General features: G+C 49.4%; 15 protein-coding genes. 4 read left to right on the top strand and 11 right to left on the bottom strand.

The features are described 5' to 3' along the window. Positions 1-99: 99 nt before the first annotated feature. The 3 genes from GJR95_RS22910 to GJR95_RS22920 are packed head-to-tail and all read right to left on the bottom strand — an operon-like array spanning position 100 to position 5,382. Complete coding sequence (locus GJR95_RS22910) at positions 100-1,515, bottom strand: SusD/RagB family nutrient-binding outer membrane lipoprotein (protein ID WP_162388075.1); 1,416 nt, start codon at positions 1,513-1,515, stop codon at positions 100-102. A 41-nt stretch (positions 1,516-1,556) separates the two neighbouring features. Further along, positions 1,557-4,724 (bottom strand): SusC/RagA family TonB-linked outer membrane protein, encoded by a 3,168-nt coding sequence (locus GJR95_RS22915; protein ID WP_162388076.1) that lies wholly within the window; start codon positions 4,722-4,724, stop codon positions 1,557-1,559. Positions 4,725-4,779: 55 nt separating this feature from the next. Beyond that, positions 4,780-5,382 (bottom strand): peptidylprolyl isomerase, encoded by a 603-nt coding sequence (locus GJR95_RS22920; RefSeq protein WP_162388077.1) that lies wholly within the window; start codon positions 5,380-5,382, stop codon positions 4,780-4,782. A gap of 444 nt (positions 5,383-5,826) precedes the next feature. On the opposite strand from GJR95_RS22920, the gene ggt reads away from it, so the two are divergent. Further along, on the top strand, positions 5,827-7,530 hold the full coding sequence (ggt, locus tag GJR95_RS22925) for a gamma-glutamyltransferase (protein WP_174260219.1): 1,704 nt from the start codon (positions 5,827-5,829) through the stop codon (positions 7,528-7,530). A 71-nt stretch (positions 7,531-7,601) separates the two neighbouring features. On the opposite strand, the gene GJR95_RS22930 is transcribed toward ggt, so the two are convergent. Then, on the bottom strand, positions 7,602-10,643 hold the full coding sequence (locus GJR95_RS22930) for an amidohydrolase family protein (protein ID WP_162388078.1): 3,042 nt from the start codon (positions 10,641-10,643) through the stop codon (positions 7,602-7,604). Positions 10,644-10,912: 269 nt separating this feature from the next. Here GJR95_RS22930 and GJR95_RS22935 point away from each other — a divergent pair, with 269 nt between their 5' ends. Continuing rightward, positions 10,913-13,591 (top strand): sodium-translocating pyrophosphatase, encoded by a 2,679-nt coding sequence (locus GJR95_RS22935; protein WP_162388079.1) that lies wholly within the window; start codon positions 10,913-10,915, stop codon positions 13,589-13,591. A 194-nt stretch (positions 13,592-13,785) separates the two neighbouring features. On the opposite strand, the gene GJR95_RS22940 is transcribed toward GJR95_RS22935, so the two are convergent. The 7 genes from GJR95_RS22940 to GJR95_RS22970 all read right to left on the bottom strand — a co-directional run bounded on the left by GJR95_RS22940 (position 13,786) and on the right by GJR95_RS22970 (position 18,728). After that, positions 13,786-14,796 carry a bestrophin family protein gene (locus GJR95_RS22940; RefSeq protein WP_162388080.1) on the bottom strand — a complete coding sequence of 337 codons (1,011 nt, stop codon included), beginning with the start codon at positions 14,794-14,796 and terminating at the stop codon, positions 13,786-13,788. 1 nt (position 14,797) lies between these two features. Then, positions 14,798-15,433 (bottom strand): TMEM175 family protein, encoded by a 636-nt coding sequence (locus GJR95_RS22945; RefSeq protein ID WP_162388081.1) that lies wholly within the window; start codon positions 15,431-15,433, stop codon positions 14,798-14,800. A gap of 24 nt (positions 15,434-15,457) precedes the next feature. Beyond that, positions 15,458-15,982, bottom strand: coding sequence for a class I SAM-dependent methyltransferase (locus tag GJR95_RS22950; protein ID WP_162388082.1), 525 nt, complete (start codon positions 15,980-15,982; stop codon positions 15,458-15,460). A 5-nt stretch (positions 15,983-15,987) separates the two neighbouring features. Continuing rightward, positions 15,988-16,314, bottom strand: a complete 327-nt coding sequence (locus tag GJR95_RS22955; RefSeq protein WP_162388083.1) for a nuclear transport factor 2-like protein — start codon at positions 16,312-16,314, stop codon at positions 15,988-15,990. Continuing rightward, positions 16,307-16,663, bottom strand: a complete 357-nt coding sequence (locus GJR95_RS22960) for a DoxX family protein (RefSeq protein WP_232540831.1) — start codon at positions 16,661-16,663, stop codon at positions 16,307-16,309. Before GJR95_RS22960 ends, GJR95_RS22955 begins: the two co-directional genes overlap by 8 nt. Positions 16,664-17,125: 462 nt before the next feature. After that, the gene (locus GJR95_RS22965) at positions 17,126-17,695 is read right to left on the bottom strand and encodes a 50S ribosomal protein L25/general stress protein Ctc (RefSeq protein ID WP_162388084.1); all 570 of its coding nucleotides are present in this window, start codon (positions 17,693-17,695) and stop codon (positions 17,126-17,128) included. Positions 17,696-17,786: 91 nt separating this feature from the next. Continuing rightward, positions 17,787-18,728: a ribose-phosphate pyrophosphokinase gene (locus tag GJR95_RS22970; RefSeq protein ID WP_162388085.1), complete on the bottom strand. Its 942-nt coding sequence runs from the start codon at positions 18,726-18,728 to the stop codon at positions 17,787-17,789. 184 nt (positions 18,729-18,912) lie between these two features. Here GJR95_RS22970 and GJR95_RS22975 point away from each other — a divergent pair, with 184 nt between their 5' ends. Next, on the top strand, positions 18,913-20,061 hold the full coding sequence (locus GJR95_RS22975; RefSeq protein WP_162388086.1) for an acyl-CoA dehydrogenase family protein: 1,149 nt from the start codon (positions 18,913-18,915) through the stop codon (positions 20,059-20,061). After that, a complete protein-coding gene (locus GJR95_RS22980) occupies positions 20,039-20,788 on the top strand; it encodes a PIG-L deacetylase family protein (RefSeq protein ID WP_232540832.1) in 750 nt (249 codons plus the stop codon). The genes GJR95_RS22975 and GJR95_RS22980 overlap by 23 nt, the downstream gene beginning before the upstream one ends. Position 20,789: the final 1 nt, after the last annotated feature.

Genomic DNA, 20,789 nt, shown 5'->3' on the forward strand with positions numbered 1-20,789 from the left:
TATCCGGCGAATAATACAACTTACTTTACATACAGAATCCACCCCAGTCAGGATTACCAACTGAGATGGATTCTGTATTTCCCTGACAAGTAAACGGTACTACTTATCAAACCATAGGGGCGTGTCAACGGCCAGCCCCGTTGGTGTATTGGGGTTCGAGTTGATCTCTTCGCTACGGTAGAGTAACCGACGAACCAGACCACTCACTGGTGCGCCAGCCGGAGTTGTCATGGCGGGAATCTCCTGGCCGATCGTACCCGAACGACGGTTCTGAACCCAGCCTTCGATGGGACGCATAAACAAATCTAAATATTGCTGCTGCGCCAGTACCGTTTTGTAATTGGCGGCCGTTAGCGCCGGTAAGCCAGCCACATAGGTATCTGTCTGTGCAGTCGGTAGCCCCAGGGATAGAAGTGATTCTTTCACCCCCGCCCGAAAACGCTGAGTGGCCATGTCGAAGCTACTGCCAGTCACAAAGCCACGTGCTATGGCCTCCGCTTCGAGCAAGAGTTGTTCTGAGTACGAAAACGATACTTCGGGCAGGTCGGGCTTTAATAGATTTATGTTTACCAAAGCCGATTTGTCCGTATAAGTCTCTACCGAATTGAGCGCAACAAATTCATTGGCTCCGGCAGCAGGTCCTGGCTGATAGAAATACGGAATGCGGGGATCATTCAGGGAAGCCAGTAGATTATAGACGACCTTGGAGCAGTACCAGTCTGACTGAACGCCCCCCCGAAATATGGCTGTAAACGAGAACCGGGGATTCTGACGGCCAGGCTGGTTATAATACTTAAACTGCATGGCGTCGGCCGAGGAGGCAATCATATTCCCGCTTGTAATCAGTTGCCCAATGGCGGTTGATTTTGTTGGATCGGCATCGACCATGGAAAACATAATCCGCAATTTAAGGGAGTTGGCGAATTTTCTCCACTTGGTCATATCGCCCCCATAATAGAGGTCATTAGGCGCAATAATACCTTTTGCGTTCGGGTCAATCAGGCCGATGGCTTCGTCAAGCATGGCAATACTACCGGTCAAAACATCGACCTGCTTATCAAATTTAGGAAGATCGACCGTTCCGGTAGCTGCCTCCGAAAACGGAATATCACCCCAGAGCAACGATGTTTGTGCGAAAGCAAAGGCCATCATAATTTTGCACTGCGCTACTGCATTTTTATTGACAGGCTGTGCTTTCTGGGCCACTTCTATGGCCACATTGAGATTCTTCAGGACATCGGTGTAGGTACGTCCCCACGCACTGCGAACCCGTGTCTGATCATATTTGGCCTGCTCCAGTCCCCATCGACCACCCGAAGCCCACATCTGGTTCATCAGGGCAATGGGCCAGGTTAGTTCGCCAACGCGCAGGAGCGAAAACTGCGTTGATGCTCCCGAAAAGAGCAGGGCGGGGTCAACCGAAGTTGAGCGATTAGGGTCTATGTTAATGTCACTATTCCGAAAACAGGCGGTTGTGCTTATCGTGAGGAGTAGGGCGTAAATCAACGTTCTCATGTCTCAATAATTTAGGATGGTATAGTTGATAAGTGTCTTTTTTAGAATGCCAGGCGCAGGTTAGCGCCAATACTCCGGCTGCTGGGAATACTGCCCCGCTCCAGTCCTTCGCCAATAAGCCCGGTTCCTAATACATTAGCTTCGGGGTCAATGTGAGGCACATTGGAGTGGATGATCCATAAATTACGCCCTTCGACCCCTAGTGAAATGTTGCTGAAAGGTGTTTTGCCAACCAGCGCCCTGGGAAAATTGTAGGCTAGTCGTACCTCACGGAGTTTCGTAAAAGAACCGTCGAAGGTGTTGGTTTCCGGACTTACGGAGTTATCTAACTGGCTCCAGTATTGTTGTACGCTGGCTACCGGAACGTCGTTGGGTCGGTATGATCCATCGGCGTTCCTGATCACTCCCGGATCAATGAACGGTGTGCGGTTGTTAATTGCCGTTTCGGCGGCTAGCCCACCGCTACGCACGATACCCACCGTTTGGGAGTTGATGACCCCACCTTTGCGAATGTCGATCAGGAAACTAAAATCGAAACCTTTGTAGGATACCGAATTGCTGATGCCCATGGTCCAGTCAGGATATATGGATCCAAGTAACCGGCGTGGCCCCGGTGTTCGTAGCCCCGTTGAGGGATTGATGACAATGTTCCCATTGGGATCACGAAGCCAGCCAACTCCCTGAATGTTAAATGTTTCACCAGGTTTCGCAACCACGAAAATGCCGAAGCCATCGCCCGAGGTAGTGACAAACTCTGTTAAGCCGGGCGCTAATGATTCGACCCGATTGACATTGCGATTAAAATTCAAGGCGGCATCCCAGCGGAAACCGGAGCGGGTTTTGAGGGGAGTGACCGTGAGCATCGCTTCAATTCCCTTATTCGATAGTTCGCCCACATTCAATCGCCGGGCTGAGTAACCCGTTGACTGAGGGACCGCAATCGATATAATCTGGTCGTAATTGAAGGTTTTGTAATAAGTCATGTCCAGCCCCAGCCGACCACCAAAAAACTTCAATTCGGCACCAAATTCGTAGGAGGTTTGCTGTTGAGGTCGCAGGTTGGTGGGCGGTAATACGTTTGTAGCTCCAAATGCTGATGCACCACCTATCGGATAAAGGATGTTGAAGGTGTAAATATCGCTGGCCTGAGTGAGCGGATTATACGTGAACGCCAACTGGTAAGGGTCTTCATCTGAACCAACATTTGCATAGTTTGCCCGAAGCTTTGCATAACTCAAAATGTCTTTGTGAACAATGCCCAGATTGGGAAATGCTTCGGTTAGCACAAACGAGGCACTGGCCGACGGGTAGAAATACGAATTGTTGTCGACGGGCAGTGTTGATGACCAGTCATTACGGCCCGTTACGTTCAGAAACAGGTAGTTCTTATAATCGAAACTAAAGTCGCCATATAGGCCATAAATTTCGCGCCGACTATAAAAATTTGAGGCTACGTTCGACTGGGCGTTGGCAAATGTATACAGCTGATCAATGTTCAACCCATCCGACAATACGCGCGACCGCCGGATTGTTCGTTGGTTGAACTGATGGCCAACAATGCCCTTAAACGTCCAGTCAGTAGACAATTGACGTGTGACCGTACCAAGTAAGTCTGTCTGTAATTCACGTTCAAAAATGTCATTGGTATCAAATTGGCCATTTAATCGGCCTCGTGTACCACGGCGTGTGGTCGAACGGCGATTTTCAGTGAAGAAATCAGTTCCAACGCGCCCGGTAAGATTAAGCCAGGGAGCAACATCATAACTCAGACTGGTGCCACCATATACCCGGTCGACGGTATTGGAGAATTTATTGAATGTTGTTACAAAATAAGGGTTGTTCTGAATACCGTCCAGGTCGATAGCCCGTGCCAGATCACCCGTCCAGCCCGCTGGTACAGACTGGGTAGCGGGGGCGAACAGATTATTCCGTAGCTCATTAATGTCAACGGTTACGGGTGTTCCGGCCAGAATGGTGCCAATAATATTGGTCGTATTTGACCCTTGCTGGGGGCGCCCATCGCTGGTTGTGCGCACGTAGTTGAGCCAGGCACGCGACAACAGTCGGCTCGTAATTTTCCGACCGGCATTAATGGCAAACGTATTCCGGGTTAGCTCAGAACCAGGAACGGTACCTGTCTGGCGCAGGTTCGTATAGCCCACCCGGTAGTCTCCCTGATCACTGGCTCCATCGATAGCAATGCTGTTGATCATGGTATTGCCGGTCACGAAGAAATTTTTCCAGTTCTGTGGGTGAGCTGTAAGGCTTTGGACCTGCTCTCCTTTGTAATCCAGTACTGGTCCCGTTATTGATGAAATTTTTGGCCCCCAGCCGTTCCCTAGTCGAGGATTATAAACCCCAAGATTACCCTGCGCATAGTCGGTCTGAAGGTCGGGCACTTTTAACACATTATCAGTACGATAGGATGTGTTGAGGGTAATATTCATTTTTTTTGACCCGACTTTGCCGCGTTTCGTCGTTACAACAATGACACCATTACGTGCACGGGAGCCATACAGCGCAGAAGCTGCAGCGCCCTTCAATACGGTCATGGCCTCAATATCATCGGGATTAAGGTCGCTGGCCCGGTTACCGACATCGACACCGCCCGTAACAATATCCGTTTCGGAGTTATTAAATGAGGAGTTCGAGATTGGAATGCCATCTACTACAAAAAGCGGCTCACTAGCGCTTGAAAGTGAATTCGCTCCACGAATAACTACACGGCTGGAGCCGCCTACTGAGCCCGACTGTTGCGTAATACGAACCCCGGCAACGCGTCCGGCCAGTGAATTAAGTAGGTTTGGATCGCGTGCTTTCACAAGTTCACTACCGCCCACGGTTGAAACAGCGTAGCCTAATTCTTTTTTCTCCCGTACGATGGCGTTAGCCGTAACGACTACTTCGTCGAGATTGGTCAGATCGGCAACCAGCCTCACATCAAGCGTCGTTTGATCACCCACAGCGACATCCATTGTTTTGTAGCCGATAAATGAAAAAACGAGCGTGCTTTTTGCAGGAACAGCCAGCTGATAGGTTCCGTTGGCGGTCGTAACGGTGCCAGTATTTGAGCCTTTTATCAGGATGCTTACGCCGGGCATATCTTCATTTTCGGGAGATGATACCCGGCCTGTTATCGTACGGGTCTGGGCTTGTATACGAAGCCCTATGCCCAGCAGTAGCAGAAAAATCGGTAACAGTTTTTTCATAGATCAGTTTGCTTTTGAGGTAGTATGAAAAGAGAATAAAAGGCATTGAAGTGCACTAGCGTGTCCGCTTGATAGTGCGGATAAGCACTGGTTTGCGGAGTAGTTGCAGGGGATTGGAGTACGCGTTGGTTGGCCCTGGCTGACCGGTTTCGCCCGCCTGGATTTTGCGAACCACATCCATACCGGATATCACCTGGCCAAAGGCTGCAAAACCCTGACCATCAGGATTGCGTTTGCCGCCGAAATCAAGCTCAGGCTGGGCGTTAATACAGATAAAAAATTCGGATGCTCCACTTTCGGGTGTCCCGCGCGCCATCGACAGGGTTCCATCCAGGTGTTTTAGGCCAGTTTTAGCGGTTGTTTCCTGCGGAATTGGCGGAAACATGCGGGTTGAATCGGTCTGTAAGCCACCCTGAATAACTTCAATTTTGACTGGGCTGGTCGCCTGATTGTCTAAACGCACGACACGATAGAATTTGGCGCCGTCATATCGTTTATCATCTACATACCGTAGAAAGTTGGCTACCGTACCGGGGGCTTTTTCAGGATACAATAGAATGGTGATAGCCCCCGCTTCTGTGTCAATCCGGACCTGTTGAGCAGTTGCGGTTGCCCATAAATTGACTAACAAGAGGACATATACTACACAATAGTTCATGATAAAATGTTGAGGATGGCTTATTGGGGCGATAACGGATAGTCTGTTGAGGCAAACCTGATTGCCTTTTAGTCTTACTAAACGCAATATGAGTATTTAATACTAGTTTAGAAAAATTTTAAATTACATTTATTGTATTTATTAAAATATATTATGTTATTTATTAATAAGTTACAAATTATATTTTGAATTTAAGAAAAATGTTGATTGTTGAATTTACTTAACAATCTCTTATGCATGAACAGATCTGCGAGTAATTACTTAAAATGATGAGCGGATTCTGGCATAAATTGAAAGGTATTGAGACCACAGAAAATGGTTTTAAACGGAAAAATCGCTATTTTTTGTTACTTTAATGCGTCTGCCCAACGCCAAGCCTGGTAACAGACGCCAAATCAACAAATCGCTGTTCAGCGGTGACTCAAATCAACAAGCCTCTAGTTTATGAAACATGTAGTACATGCCATTGGCCTGCTTCTGGCAGGTAGTTTGTTTTCATGGGTACACGCCCAGGATCGACTGAGCGGTAAAACATTTGCCACTCGTGCGGTGGTGATGGCCCGCCACGGAATGGCCTGCACATCGCACCCACTTTCGACCCAGGCCGCTATTGACGTATTGCGGTCGGGTGGTAACGCCATTGATGCCGCTATTGCCGCCAATGCCATGGAAGGCCTGGTGGAGCCGCACGTGAACGGAATTGGGGGAGATCTGTTTGCTATCGTCTGGGATGCTAAAACCAAAAAACTGTATGGCCTGAATGCATCCGGACGGTCGCCCTATAGCCTTACGCTGGCAGAGTTTCAGAAACGGGGACTAACCCATATTCCGTCGGATGGGCCGTTGCCCGTATCAGTGCCTGGTTGCGTTGATGGCTGGTTTGAACTGCATAAGCGATTCGGTCGTACACCTATGCCTAAGATTCTGTCGCATGCCATCCGGTATGCCCGCGAAGGCTATCCGGTTCATGACGAAGCCGCTTTTTACTGGCCAACCATGCTGAACCGGTTTAGCAAATACCCAAACGTAAAGGAAACCTATGCACCGAACGGAGCCGCACCTAAGCGGGGTGAGTTGTTTAAAAATCCGGCTTTGGCCAGTACGCTGGAGAAAATTGCAACGGGTGGCCGCGATGCATTCTATAAAGGAGACATTGCCCGCACGATTGATGCCTTCATGAAAAAAATGGGTGGTTACCTGAGCGCAAAAGACCTGGCTGATCACACCTCGGAATGGGTAGAGCCTGTATCCACAAATTATCGGGGTTATGATGTCTGGGAATTGCCACCCAACAGCCAGGGCATTGCTACATTACAAATGCTGAATATTCTGGAAGGGTACGATTTTTCGCAAACGCCCTGGGGAAGCCCTGAGCATATTCACCGGTTTGTAGAGGCCAAAAAGCTGGCGTTTGAAGATCGGGCGAAATACTATGCTGATCCGGCATTTGCCAAGATTCCGGTTCAGGAGTTGATCTCTAAAAACTATGCAACCGAACGCCGGAAACTGATCGATCTGAGTCGGGCAGCGAGCCGGGTCGATGCGGGCAATCCGGCGCTTAAACAGGGTGATACCATTTACCTGACCGTTGCTGATGAAGAAGGCAATATGGTTTCCCTGATTCAGAGCAATTATCGTGGTTTTGGGTCCGGTATGGTTCCCGATGGGCTTGGGTTCATGCTACAGGATCGGGGCGAACTATATAGCCTGACCGATGGACAGAATAATACCTTTGCTCCCCACAAACGTCCTTTTCAAACCATCATTCCGGCTTTTGTCACAAAAGATGGTGAGCCCTTTATGAGCTTTGGCGTCATGGGAGGTAGTTTTCAACCGTTGGGCCATGTTCAGATCGTTATGAACATGATTGACTTCGGTATGAATCCGCAGGAAGCGGGCGATGCGCCCCGTATTGATCACCTGGGTTCGTCGGAGCCAACCGGCGAAAAAATGATCGATTCAGGATTAATAACGCTTGAGTCGGGCTATCCTTACGAAACCATACGGGAGCTAATGCGTAGGGGCCACAAAATAGGCTATGGCCTTGGCGCTTATGGTGGTTATCAGGCCATTATGTACGACGCGAAAAATAAAGTCTACCACGGCGCTACCGAATCCCGAAAAGACGGCCAGGCCGCTGGGTTTTAGCAACTAACAAGGGCAGATGACTACGGTAAAAATCGTTGATTATACCGTAGCCGTCTGCCCTCTTTGCAAAATCAGGGCCGGGTCAGCAACCGGTCAATGGGTAGAACTTCGCCGTTCTTGATGACTTGCTCAACATTCAGCGCATCGGTGATCGTGGTTAGCGGATCACCGTTGACGATAACCAGGTCCGCCAGTTTTCCTGGTTCGATGGAGCCTAAATCCTTGCTGACGCCTACGGTTTCAGCCGCCCAGAGCGTCGCTGAACGCAAAGCCTGATAAGGGGTCAGGCCCGCACCTACAAATGATTGTAGCTCTGTGTGCAGGCTCAAGCCATAGGGCACAAAGGGGCTGTCGGTTCCTGTGGTGACGTGCGCACCAGCGTCGATCAACACTTTGACCCCTTTCTGTAAGTTCCCGAAGTTGCTTAGGTAACCGGGACTGATTTTCGCATATTGAGCGGCTCCTGCCTGAAGCGCGTTGTTATATTCTTCGCTGTAGAACGCCCGATACTGCCGATTTTCGTAGAGCCCCGGATTTTTTGTGCCCAATACCGAAAAGCCGCCCTGTAGTGATGCTGTCGGGGTAATGTTCATTCCCGATTTGGCCAATAGCTGAATCACGTCCTGATAACTCCGGTTCATGGCCGTAATCTTGGGCGAATACCCACGCCGACTCGTTCCGCCAATATGTTCGACAGCATCGACGTCATAGCGCATGGCCGGGAAAATCTCGTGAGACGAAACCGGCATTCCGTGGGCGTGAGCAAACGTGGTAATCCGTTGCTGCATGGCGTCGGGCATACGGACATAGGTCTTGATCAGGTCGTATCCCAATCGAACGGAGCGGTTTAATTCGCGGTCGAGCTGTTCATCGGAGTTGATGCTGGTCGCTGCTCCGTAATAGATCCGCGTTCCATCGGTTAGCCCTCCGGTAAAAAACTGACGTGGACCGGGCCGGGTATTACTCGCCCACGATTCTTTCCGTTCCAGCGCATCGTAGGGATCGGCACCGGGTTCGCGCACGGATGTGATTCCGAACGATAGCCACAGCCGCCCGATTTTTTCGCCAACCATCGAATGCTGGTGCGTGTGCATTTCGAATAAACCCGGTATGACGGTTTTGGTCGATGCATCGATCAGTTTGCCAGGACGCCCGGCCCGGTGGGGTTCTATGGCCTTAATTCGGTGACCATCAATAAGAATGTCGACATTGTTGCGGTACGTATTGGCTAACCCATCGAACAGACGACCCGCATGAACCACAATCGCGCCGGTAGGCTGGCTGAGTTGCCAGGTCAGGTCCATCGGAATCGTTTCAATATGGCCATCGCCCAGGTAAACCTGTTTGAGCGCGTCCGTCGCCAGAAAGAGCAAACTTTTAGAATCGCCGGTCCAGGTGGGTGTGTCCGACTGTTCATTGGTCAGTTTGCGGGGTGAACCAACAATAGAACCGTCTGTTTTTACGTCCGTTACCCAAACTAATCCGTCGAGGATGTACGCCATTTTTGTCCCATCGGGCGACCAGACGGGGCCGTTTTGCCCACGTGTTGCCAGGCTGTGTCCGGGTGCAGGCGTTACATAGCGGTCATTCTTTCCATCGAACGATAATAATAAAACTTCGCTGACACCCTCGCGGTAACGGGACGAATAGGGGTGAAGCGCCGAAACGGCCAGCGTTTTTCCATCGGGGGCCCAACTTGCCTGACTTGGTACAAAGATCGACTCGTGCAGTTTCTGGGTTTTGGGCGTTGTAACATCAGCCGTGTAGGTAACATCGGCCGTGTAGAGCGTACTGCGGCCCCAGGCATTTCGGGCATCGCTCTGGTAAAAGGCGATCTTGCTGCCATCGGGCGACCAGTTCGGATAATGCAGATCGTCGCTCATGTCGACCAGCAGGCGATCCTGCCCTGTTTTCAAATCCCGAATCCAGACGTCCATATTGCCGTTTCGGTCCGAAACGTAGGCCAGCTTTGTTCCGTCCGGCGACCAGCTCGGCTCGACTTCCATCGTTGGGCCCTGGGTTAAACGGTCGGGTGTCTTTTTACCTTTCGTCAGTATCCAGATATCACCGAGGGCTGCGAATGCGATTTGTTTACCATCGGGTGAAATCGTAGTTCCTTTGATGCCTTTAACCGTCTGAGGTTTCTGGCTGTCGAAATCGTATGTTTTTCGTTTATAGGTATTTCTTGGCAACGCAATAATGGCCTGAAATGGAATTGCCTGGGCTGTTGTACTACCAAGTTTTCGGCGTTTGAGCAAGCCATTGGACGTATACAGAAATTCGGTGGCCGAGAGCCAGCTTGCCCGAAATGGGAAGACATCTTCAGCGGCTTCGGTCAGGAGCTGAACCTTGCTGTCGGCCACTGCTGCACTGGCCAGTCCACTTAGCGAACTGGTCAGAACATTGTAAAACAGATGCGAACCATCGGGTTGCCAGCTTGGCCCAGCAAATTTTCCGTTGGCGGGCACAATGATCTTTTCCGTATTACCCGTCGTGGATTTGACAGTCGCATCGGCGTCAGAGTTAATCACATAAACACCCGGCGCGTCGGTGCGATCTGAAACGAAGGCAACCTTTGTTCCGTCGGGCGAAAAAGCCGGGTTGAAATCATTGCCCGAGTCCTGCGTAAGCTGGGTGAGTTTCCCATCGGCCAGCGTTAATTGCCAGATGTCATAATTGCCGCTCCGATCGGAGGCAAATACGATACGCTTACCATCCGGCGACCAGTGTGGTTCGCGATCATCCTGAAGCCCCGACGTCAGTTGTTTGGGTTTGCCGCCAGTGGCCGAAACGGTCCAGATATGATAACGGCCATCCCAGAAGGCATGAAAGGCAATCAGGCTCCCATCGGGCGACCAGCTTGGCTGACGACAGTCGCCCAGATTGTCGGTTATGGGTCTGGCGACACCACCAGCGATGGGTACGATCCAGATTGTACCCTGTAAGTCAATCGCAATGCTGGCTTTGTCGGGCGATAGATCGGCGGCCATATTGGTGCCTTCCGTAACCGTTACCCGAATGGAATCAATACCACTAGCTCGTATTTGGGTTATATAGAGAAAAAATAGAATTAAGCCAAACAGGATTGCTTTCAAGGAGATGAGTGTACGCATAGATTTCATAGAAGGAAGGACAACGTACTGATTACGAGTAGTATGGTCAATTGATGCCATTCAACTTCTGAACCTACACAGCCATTGCTATACTTCCAAGCATTAAGCAGATTTGCACCCCAATGGCAGAAAATCTCCTAAAAAAAACGTACTTATCCTCGAAAAAAGTCAACAGAGCCAATTTTTTACGTTGGGTTATGTGAGGGCAAATTCTATATTTGTGGGCATTCCTATTTCTAAATCCATTTTATAACCTATTAACTAATCGCATGAATTATAGTGTCTATCTGGTTCCCGTGTTGGGTATTGTTGGCCTGATTGTGATGTTTACGAAATTTCTTTGGGTTTCACGGCAAGATGCCGGTGATGCCCGGATGCAGGAAATTGCCGGATACATTGCCGATGGGGCCATTGCCTTCCTTAAAGCTGAATGGCGAGTTCTTACATACTTCGGCATAATCGTAGCCATTTTGTTGGCTTATATGGGCAGCTTGGTGCCGAATTCCAGCCCAGTTATTGGTATTTCATTTATACTTGGCGCGTTTCTGTCGGCGCTGGCAGGCTATATTGGCATGAACATCGCCACTAAAGCGAACGTCCGTACCGCACATGCCGCCCGTACAAGCCTGACCAAAGCACTGGAGGTGTCATTTACCGGTGGTTCGGTCATGGGGATTGGCGTTGCCGGCATTGCCGTGCTGGGCCTGGGGAGTCTGTTCATTGTTCTTTATAAATTATATGTTGAGCCATCCGGCGATGTCAACGGTCTGCCGATGGAGAAAGCCCTCGAAGTGCTGGCAGGTTTCTCGCTTGGGGCCGAATCCATTGCCCTGTTTGCCCGTGTGGGTGGGGGTATCTATACAAAAGCTGCTGACGTGGGTGCTGACCTTGTGGGTAAAGTAGAGGCTGGTATTCCTGAAGACGATCCGCGCAATCCGGCTACCATTGCCGATAACGTGGGCGACAACGTGGGTGACGTAGCCGGTATGGGTGCCGATTTGTTTGGCTCATACGTAGCTACAATCCTGGCCACTATGGTACTTGGCCGCGAAATCGTTATTCCAAATGATCCAATTATTGGCCACGCTCCTATCGTACTGCCCATGGTGATTGCTGGTCTGGGATTGATTTTTTCGATCATTGCCACCTATTTTGTTCGCGTTAAAGACGACAACGGTAATGTACAGGGTGCTTTGAATCTTGGTAACTGGGCATCAATCGGGATTACACTGGTTGCGTCGTACTTTCTGGTTAATGCGATGTTGCCGACCGGACTGATGAAGATCCGGGGTGTCGAATTCACGAGGATGGATGTCTTCTACGCTATTGTGACCGGCCTTGTTGTGGGTGCGTTGATGAGCATTATCACGGAATATTACACCGCTATGGGTCGCCGTCCTGTGCTGTCGATCATTCGGCAGTCGGCAACGGGAGCAGCAACGAACATCATTGGCGGCCTTTCGGTCGGAATGGAATCGACCGTATTGCCAATTCTGGTGCTGGCGGCTGGTATCTATACATCTTACCACTTCGCTGGCTTATACGGAGTCGCGATCTCGGCGGCTGGTATGATGGCTACTACGGCCATGCAGCTGGCCATTGATGCCTTTGGCCCCATTGCTGATAATGCGGGGGGTATTGCCGAAATGAGTTACCTCCCCGAGGAAGTTCGTGGTCGTACCGACATCCTCGACGCGGTTGGAAACACGACGGCGGCTACCGGAAAAGGGTTCGCCATCGCGTCGGCAGCGTTGACGGCGCTGGCTCTGTTTGCCGCCTTTGTTGGTATTTCCGGTATTTCTGCCATTGATATTTATAAGGCCGACGTACTGGCCGGACTGTTTGTGGGAGGGATGATTCCGTACATTTTCTCATCACTGGCCATTGCGGCCGTAGGTCGTGCTGCTATGGCGATGGTAGAGGAAGTGCGCCGTCAGTTTCGTGATATTCCGGGTATTATGGAGGGAACCGGAAAGCCCGAATACGAAAAGTGCGTAGCTATTTCGACCCAGGCCTCTATTCGTGAGATGGTGTTGCCGGGAGCCATTGCGCTGACCGTTCCGGTTGTTGTGGGCTTTATTTTCGGCCCTGAAGTGCTCGGTGGTTTGTTGGCGGGCGTTACCGTATCAGGCGTGTTGATGGGTATTTTTATGAACAACGCCGGTGGTGCGTGGGACAACGCGAAGAAATCATTTGAGAAAGGGGTACTCATTAACGGTCAGATGTTTTACAAAAAATCGGAGCCGCACAAAGCCTCGGTTACGGGCGACACCGTAGGCGATCCGTTTAAAGATACATCAGGGCCATCCATGAACATTCTGATCAAATTGATGTCGATTGTATCGCTCGTTATCGCGCCGTATATCGCCGTACAGTCATCTGAAACGGCGGGTTATGCCAAAGAAGGTAAAGAAGCGGCAGGAACTGAAGTGCCGCTCGAAGAGTCAACAGCCGCCGACAATAGCGATGTCAATACGCCAAATGCCAAGCTGGGCGAGTTTAGTGTCCAGAAACTAACGAGTGGCATTGAGTTGAACATACCCGAGTTCGGTATTGAAAACAAGCTTTTGTCGTTCATTAAAAGCGACAAACCCGTTGATAAAACGACCTGGTTCGATTTCGACCGATTGACGTTTGAAACGGGTTCGGCTACGCTGAAACCCGAATCGCAGGAACAATTGAAGAATATTGCTGAAATTCTGAAAGCCTATCCGGCCGTTAACGTAAAGCTCGGTGGTTATACCGATAATACGGGCAATGCGGCCAGCAATCTGAAACTTTCGCAGGATCGTGCCAATTCGGTTCGGGTCGAGCTGGAGAAAATGGATGTTGCTAAAGATCGCCTGGAGGCTGAAGGCTATGGCCAGGAACACCCGGTTGCATCGAATGATACCGAAGAAGGCCGCGCCCAAAATCGCCGGATTTCCATTCGGGTAACGAAGAAATAGAGCGATTCTGCTGAATCAGGTCTTACGCTGCTAACCGTGCCACCGCAGCCGCGGACGGTCGCAACGGTTAGCAGCGTAAGACCTATTATGAAGTAAGTTTTCCAAAAAAAGTCAGCCGTTGATAAAGGCTGACTTTTTTCGTTTGCGCATCGAATCAGTTAGTCGGCTTTTCCCAGTATAAATCCGGCAATCGCTTACATCAGAATATTATTGACTGCCTGAAGAGCTGGTGGCAGGTCGGTTTCGTCCAGCATATCACGCAGATCGATTTCGATGGTTCGGCTCATCGAGGTGATCGGTGTATCGTTTGGGCCGCCTTCAAAAGGGTTTTCTGTACTTTCGCCGATTTGTTCCAGCGTCGTAAATACCCACGAGACAACAACACTGAACGGAATCGTTAGCCAAATCAGATCGTCGCCCAGTTTGTCGAATTCTTTCAGTAAGCCAAACGGAACCATCGTCACAAACAAGCGGATAAAGAAACGATTGATGGTTGCAAACTGCCGTGGATAGGGGAAGTTCTTGATTCGTTCGCTTTTGCCCTGATGATCGTAGAACTCCTTCAGCATCGTTTCCAGTTGGATGTAACGAAGGTCTTCAATCCAACCCATAGTGGATAGCTCCAGCAACTGCTTCGATTGCAGACTGATTAGTTGCGTAGCTCGGTTCTTCTTCGTTAACACATACGCCAGTTCGTCGGCGGAAATTAATTTCTGGAGTTCTTCGGTCAGATTGCCGGTCCGTTCAGGTATCCCATAAGCAGCTATATACTCCGTGTTGTAGCTCTTGGTGAAGATGGTTTCCCAGCTGCGGGGTTCACGCAGTTGATAACGAAGGGCCGTCATCCAGGCAATGTGGCGATAAATCAACTGTTGATGGACTAGCTTCCCTTCGGCTTCCGTTGCCGATACGTCGTGGATAAAATCACGTACCATGATGCCCCAGCTTCGGCTGCTGTTGACGATGCCGCCCCAAATTTGACGGGCTTCCCAGGCACGGGCATAGGTAGCACTATTTTTGAAACCAACGAGAAACGCGGCTGCCGTTCCCATCAAAGCAACAGGAACCCAGGGAATAGATAACCAGGTCCAACCGGCTAAGGCATATAATGTGGTTGCCAGCACGGCGATGGAGGTAAGCACATAAATTTCCCGTCTTGTCCAGATGACTAATTCTTTGAGCGTATAGTTACGGCCTGTGTGCATGTTATAAGGGCTTTTGGACTTTTGGCGTAATTAGGCCGAAGGCATAGTTTAATTGAATGGTAATGATAAACGCAATACTCAGGTATGTATTAATAAAGCAAAGTGAAGCCCCGAATGCATACAGACTCTGAGCCGTAAAAATCCGACTGCGTATTGCTTTGTCGACTGCTTCCTTTCCTTTGCCCGATATGGACAGGAAATTATTTCGACGTGCATATCGCCAGTGTATGTAAAGCATATTACCCATTGCGAAAATATTCAGCCAGTAAATACCAATGGAAACCTGGTTGTTAATGTGGTTACTCAGTACGTTTGTTGAAAAGGGAATGAGCGAGACAAAGAGCAAAAAAAACAGCGAATACCAGTTGAGGTTCCGATCATACTTTTCGATATAATTGAACTGCGTAGAATAGCCGGTCCAAAAGATTCCCAGCGTCATAAAACTCAAAAAATAGGTCAGTAATTGAGGGAGCAGGATTTTTAGAGATACCAGCAGTTCGGCATTCGACTGGATTCGACTGCTGACGGGGTCTTTGAGGTCGAAAACGAGTATGGTCATTGCGATGGAGAAAAGCCCATCGCTCAGGGCTTCGATTCGCTGTATTCGTTGACCCGAAATCGTATTATAGGATGACATGGGTGGTTTCTAAATTCGTGTAGATCATTTACTGATGAATGCCGAGTAGAGATTTGCCCGCCCGTATAGAGAGGGCCGCTCCCGTAGTTTTTCGACAGAATGAAAGCCCGCTTCACCGAATAAGCGAGTTAATGATTTAAAACTGATTGGATAAGGTACCCAGGGATTTGCCGTTTCGGTATCATATTCGACAAGCAAAAAAACGCCCGATTCGTTTAGGTGGCGAATGGCTCGCTGAATAAAAGTCGGTTTATCCTGAACATAATGCAGCGAATTCGCCATCAGGATTCCATCGAGGTCATAGAAATACCATTCGTCCCGTATAAAATCACAGCAAAGTGTTTCGATCGTTACCTCCTGATAATCGGTGAGTGTTTCGAGCGCCAGATAATCGGTATCAACAGCATAAATCGTACTGCCGGGTTGTTGATAACTGGCCAAAGCGCGGGTAAACAGCCCTTTACCACAGCCCAAATCGACCCATCTGGACGTTGATGCTGATTGATAGTGACCGCCCTCGATCAGGGCTATTGCCTCGCTCAGTTGCATAGTTTTTAGTTTGCCTGACCTACTTCAAGGCGGATAACCTTGTTTTCTTTATTGAGGTGGATTTTAAAATAGGTGCTGAAATCACCCCACTGGTCTGAATGGTATCTGCCATACAGGGTGAGCCCATTATCGTCTACCCCGATACTGGTAAAATGCTCATGGTTTTTCAATACACCATTCGACCATTTCACAAAGTCCAGTTTATTGCCATCATCATATAATTCAGCATCGGCTGTAAAGAGCGAAAACCATGCTTTAGGATCGCCATTGGCTAAGGCATTAACAACTGCTTTTACAATTGGGTTGGTCAGTTTCGCGGAGAGGTTATTCATTTGCCAATGGGTGTTGCAGGTAAATGATTAGCAGCGACAATAAAAAGAAGGGTAGTTCAATAGCTACTCCTTTCAGATCCTTGTCTTTCAGGTGAAAAGCAATAATGACAAGTATACCGGCCGCCGTGATAAAATTCCCCCAGACAAACGTTTTGGGGAATAATACGAGCACCGCCCCGAGCATGGTAAAAAAGCCGAGCGCCATCAGGCCGGTTTTTCCGATGGCCCATTTACTGAACATCTCGGTCATTTCGGGTTTGCCCGTAAACATGGCCCAACCTTGCTTAATGCCCATGTACAGGGCAAAAAGGATCAGGGCCGTATTGATAATTTTAAGTGCTATGGTCATGGTAGATGATGGTGAGCGTATACACTAAAAGCTGAAGAATTCATCGTTTTAGCGCTTCAGGCTTTTACGAGCTAAAAGGCGCCAGGCTTGCCGTAGCGCCATTTTCTGCTGATGGCCAATATACGATTTACAAGTCAATTCTTTTCATCGATTGGCGTATTGGGCTTAGCCATCTGACGGAACTCATCAGGCCAAACGTAAATTCGGCTAAAATGGCTGATAATCTGTACCGTTAACCCGGAATGCGAACAAAGTTGCCTACTGATTCTCTTTTTATTATGGTGAGGTTTTCAGTTTTTTTAATTACTGGTAGAATGATATTAGGACTTTCGCTGAGAAGCGTGCCACCGCATCGGCGGACCGTGCTTCTCAGTGAAAGTCCTGGATATATAAAACAGAAAAGCCCTTCCTGTTCATTCAGGAAGGGCTCTGTGTATCTATTAGTTACTTGTGACAGCGATATTATTTGGCCGAAACCTGACCACGCAGTGCACGTGGGATTTCAATGCTGGCCACTGGGTTTGACGCTTGCTCGAGCAGCTCGATATTTTTTACCGTGATCTGACCAACGCGAACAGATTTTCCCAGATCTAGACCTGAAACGTCAACGTCAATAAAATCAGGAATGTTTTCAACGGTGCCTTTTACGCGCAGTTTCCGAACGCGGGTCACCAGTTTACCCCCTTTTTGTACACCTGGAGCCGTGCCAATCAACCGAACCGGAACCGCAACCTTAACGGGCTTGCCATCAGTTACCAGCAGGAAATCAGCGTGCAACAGAGTGTCGCTCACAGGGTGGAATTGTGCTTCCTGAAGCACTGCCCGATACTCAGCACCCTCAATATTGAGCGCTACTTCGTAAATATTGGGCGAATACAGCAAATCACGGAACAGAATAGCGGGTGCATAAAAATGCACTTGTTCCTGACCACCGTACAATACGCACGGAACATTGCCCTCGGCCCGAATCGCTTGTGATTCCGTGCGGCCGAGATTCGCTCGTTGATACCCTACAATCTCGATTTTTTTCATGACTAAATTTAATTTTCGAATGAACGAATGAATGAATTAGTGACTAATTTATTGACGAACTTGGTCATTCAATTAGTCAAAACGCAATCATTCAATACTTTATAAACAGTGAACTAATAGATTCATGATCCCGAATGCGGCCGATGGCTTTGGCAAAAAGCTCCGCAACAGACAGCACTCTGATTTTTTCGTTTGGCTGCTTCATCGGCAGTGTATCCGCCACAACCAGCTCCTCCAGCACCGAATTCGAAATGTTCTCGTGTGCTTTGCCCGACATAATCGGGTGTGTACACACCGCCCGAACAGACGCAGCCCCTTTTTCCATGATGATCTGAGCCGCTTTAGCCATCGTACCACCCGTATCGATCAAGTCGTCTACGAGTACCACATTAGCCCCTTCAACGTCCCCGATTACCTGCATGGAAGCAATTTCATTTGCCCGCTTACGGTGCTTATCGCAAAGCACAATGTCGGCATTGAAATGCTTGGCGAAGGTACGGGCCCGGTTTGCACCACCCACATCGGGAGAGGCAACGACCAGATTCTCCAGATTAAGGCTTTTTATGTAGGGTACAAAAACTGATGTTCCTTCCAGGTGATCGACCGGGAAGTCAAAAAAGCCCTGAATCTGTCCTGCGTGCAGGTCAATCGTCATCAGTCGATCTGCACCCGATGCGGCCAGCATATTCGCTACTAATTTGGCCGCAATTGATACACGGGGTTTGTCTTTCCGGTCCTGACGGGCATACCCAAAATACGGAATTACAACGGTGACATAGTGGGCTGAAGCGCGCCGGGCGGCATCAACCATCAGCAGTAATTCCAGCAGGTTGTCGCCGGGAGGAGGAGTCGACTGAATTAAAAATACATCACAACCCCGAACCGACTCTTCAAAACTGGGCGACATCTCGCCGTCGCTGAATCGCCGACAAGTGTAGCCGCCTAAGTCTTTACCGTAATAGTGCGCGATTTTTTCGGCTAAGTAAGTGGATTGACTCCCTGAAAAAATCTTAACCGGATTGAACGAAGCCATTAGTACCTGACAAATTTCCCGCAAAGGTACAAAAAAAATGAGAAGTTCGGCCTTAGCTCCCTATAGTTTATTCGAATTATAAGCTGAAACCAATCGATGACCCGCCAGTGTACCTGTCGATAACTTACTGATTGGATGGGTATCGTGTGCAAAACAATTCGCCGTTCAACTGATTCTGATAGATATGATAAAGACTGCAACAACCACATCATCAGGAACGTCATGGTTGGCTGATGCCGATAAAATGAACGAATTAATCAACAGAATTGCCGGTACTGCCGCTCAAACGGATGATGACGAAATCTTTCCCGAGGCTGTGTTCGATTGGTTGGCAGAAGCAGGCTTGCTGGCAGTTACTTTGCCTGATCGTGAGTTAGATACAGGCCAGTTGCTGCATTTGCTGAAACGTATTGGAACCGGAAACCTAGCGGTTGGGCGGATTTATGAAGGCCATATTAATGCACTAAACTTAATTGCTTTATATGCCAGCCCCAATCAGAAGCGGGTCTGGAACGACGACGCTCAGGAGTACAACCGACTCTTTAGTGTCTGGAATACGCAGGCAGATGATGGCATTCGAATTCATGCCATCGGTGAAGGTCGATATCGACTGGAAGGGGCAAAAACGTTTTGTTCCGGAGCCGGTTGGATTCATCGCCCACTCGTAACGGGTGAGCTGGTCGGGGCTGATGCACACGGATGGCAGATGTGTGTTATTCCGACGGAACGTGTCAAACCGATTATGCAGGACAAGACCTTCTGGCAACCGCTGGGAATGCGGGCGTCGGTCAGTTATAAACTTGATTTTACGGGTGTCGAAATTGACGAGGCTGATTTGCTTGGCCAACCTGGTGATTATTTTCGACAGCCTCATTTTAGTGGCGGAGCCATCCGATTTGCGGCTGTGCAACTGGGCGGGGCCGAAGCTTTATTGAATGAAACGAGAGCACTTCTGGCATCGATGAATCGTACCGATGACGTGTTTCAGAAAACGCGGCTCGCCGAAATGGCTTGTCTTGTAGAGTCTGGCAACCAGTGGATTACGGTGGCGGGGGCAAAGACGGATGAGTGGCTCGGGCGTGAAAAAGAAACCGATCGGATTGTTGCTTACGCTAATATGACCCGAACGGCCATCGAAGAAATCTGTCTGCGTGTGATGCAACTGGCTGAACGATCAGTAGGAGCACGGGGGCTCATGCGGCCACTTCCATTTGAGCGACTTCATCGGGATCTGACATTCTACCTCCGTCAACCTGCTCCCGATGCGACGATCGCTGCGATTGGCCATTATGTACTCAATAACCACGCAAATGCACATGATCTCTGGCGTTGATAAAGCCCAATTTCTGGAAAAACTGGCTGTTCCCATCGACCCGGCCGAACTTGGTGAGCTGCTGGTGATTGCGCCCCATCCCGATGATGAATCGCTCGGCTGTGGCGGTACCATTGCCCTACTGCGTCAGCAAGGCTATAGCGTTCATGTTCTGTTTGTGAGCGATGGGACAATGTCGCATCCAAATTCGTGGGCTTATCCTGCCGAACGGCTACGCCAGCTGCGTGAGTCAGAAGCGGTGGATGCCCTTCGTATTCTGCATGTATTGCCGGATACCATCACATTCATGCGCCAGAAAGATACACAGGTTCCCATGCCGGATAGCGCTGGTTTTAGCGACTCGGTTGATTTTGTTTATGAATTGATTAGACAGGTTAACCCCAAAACGGTATTGGTTCCGTGGCGCCGTGATCCACACCGGGATCATCGGGCATCCTGGCAAATTCTGATGGCAGCTTTAGGCCGGTTTTCCAGTCCCCCCCGAATACTGGAATATCTGATCTGGTTGTGGGAGCTGGGCGATGAAAATGACATGCCCAGGGCCGATGAGATGAAGGTATGGTGCGTACCGATTGAAAAGGTAATGGATCAGCGCAGACAGGCCATAGCGAGTCATCGTTCACAGGTTAGCCGGTTGATCCATGATGACCCCACGGCTTTTTACCTTTCGCCGGAATTACTGACTCATTTTGATGCACCCCGTGAATTGTTTCTGGAAGAAATCTAAC

It is taken from the genome of Spirosoma endbachense, assembly GCF_010233585.1.
Taxonomy (GTDB): domain Bacteria; phylum Bacteroidota; class Bacteroidia; order Cytophagales; family Spirosomataceae; genus Spirosoma; species Spirosoma endbachense.

Bases quoted from the DNA above. Each gene is read 5' to 3' on its own strand.
- GJR95_RS22945 (WP_162388081.1), bottom strand. From the start codon at position 15,433: ATGTCATCCTATAATACGATTTCGGGTCAACGAATACAGCGAATCGAA.
- GJR95_RS22970 (WP_162388085.1), bottom strand. From the start codon at position 18,728: ATGGCTTCGTTCAATCCGGTTAAGATTTTTTCAGGGAGTCAATCCACT.
- GJR95_RS22910 (WP_162388075.1), bottom strand. From the start codon at position 1,515: ATGAGAACGTTGATTTACGCCCTACTCCTCACGATAAGCACAACCGCC.
- ggt (WP_174260219.1), top strand. From the start codon at position 5,827: ATGAAACATGTAGTACATGCCATTGGCCTGCTTCTGGCAGGTAGTTTG.
- GJR95_RS22975 (WP_162388086.1), top strand. From the start codon at position 18,913: ATGATAAAGACTGCAACAACCACATCATCAGGAACGTCATGGTTGGCT.
- GJR95_RS22930 (WP_162388078.1), bottom strand. From the start codon at position 10,643: ATGCGTACACTCATCTCCTTGAAAGCAATCCTGTTTGGCTTAATTCTA.
- GJR95_RS22965 (WP_162388084.1), bottom strand. From the start codon at position 17,695: ATGAAAAAAATCGAGATTGTAGGGTATCAACGAGCGAATCTCGGCCGC.
- GJR95_RS22960 (WP_232540831.1), bottom strand. From the start codon at position 16,663: ATGACCATAGCACTTAAAATTATCAATACGGCCCTGATCCTTTTTGCC.
- GJR95_RS22935 (WP_162388079.1), top strand. From the start codon at position 10,913: ATGAATTATAGTGTCTATCTGGTTCCCGTGTTGGGTATTGTTGGCCTG.
- GJR95_RS22955 (WP_162388083.1), bottom strand. From the start codon at position 16,314: ATGAATAACCTCTCCGCGAAACTGACCAACCCAATTGTAAAAGCAGTT.
- GJR95_RS22915 (WP_162388076.1), bottom strand. From the start codon at position 4,724: ATGAAAAAACTGTTACCGATTTTTCTGCTACTGCTGGGCATAGGGCTT.
- GJR95_RS22980 (WP_232540832.1), top strand. From the start codon at position 20,039: ATGCACATGATCTCTGGCGTTGATAAAGCCCAATTTCTGGAAAAACTG.
- GJR95_RS22920 (WP_162388077.1), bottom strand. From the start codon at position 5,382: ATGAACTATTGTGTAGTATATGTCCTCTTGTTAGTCAATTTATGGGCA.
- GJR95_RS22950 (WP_162388082.1), bottom strand. From the start codon at position 15,982: ATGCAACTGAGCGAGGCAATAGCCCTGATCGAGGGCGGTCACTATCAA.
- GJR95_RS22940 (WP_162388080.1), bottom strand. From the start codon at position 14,796: ATGCACACAGGCCGTAACTATACGCTCAAAGAATTAGTCATCTGGACA.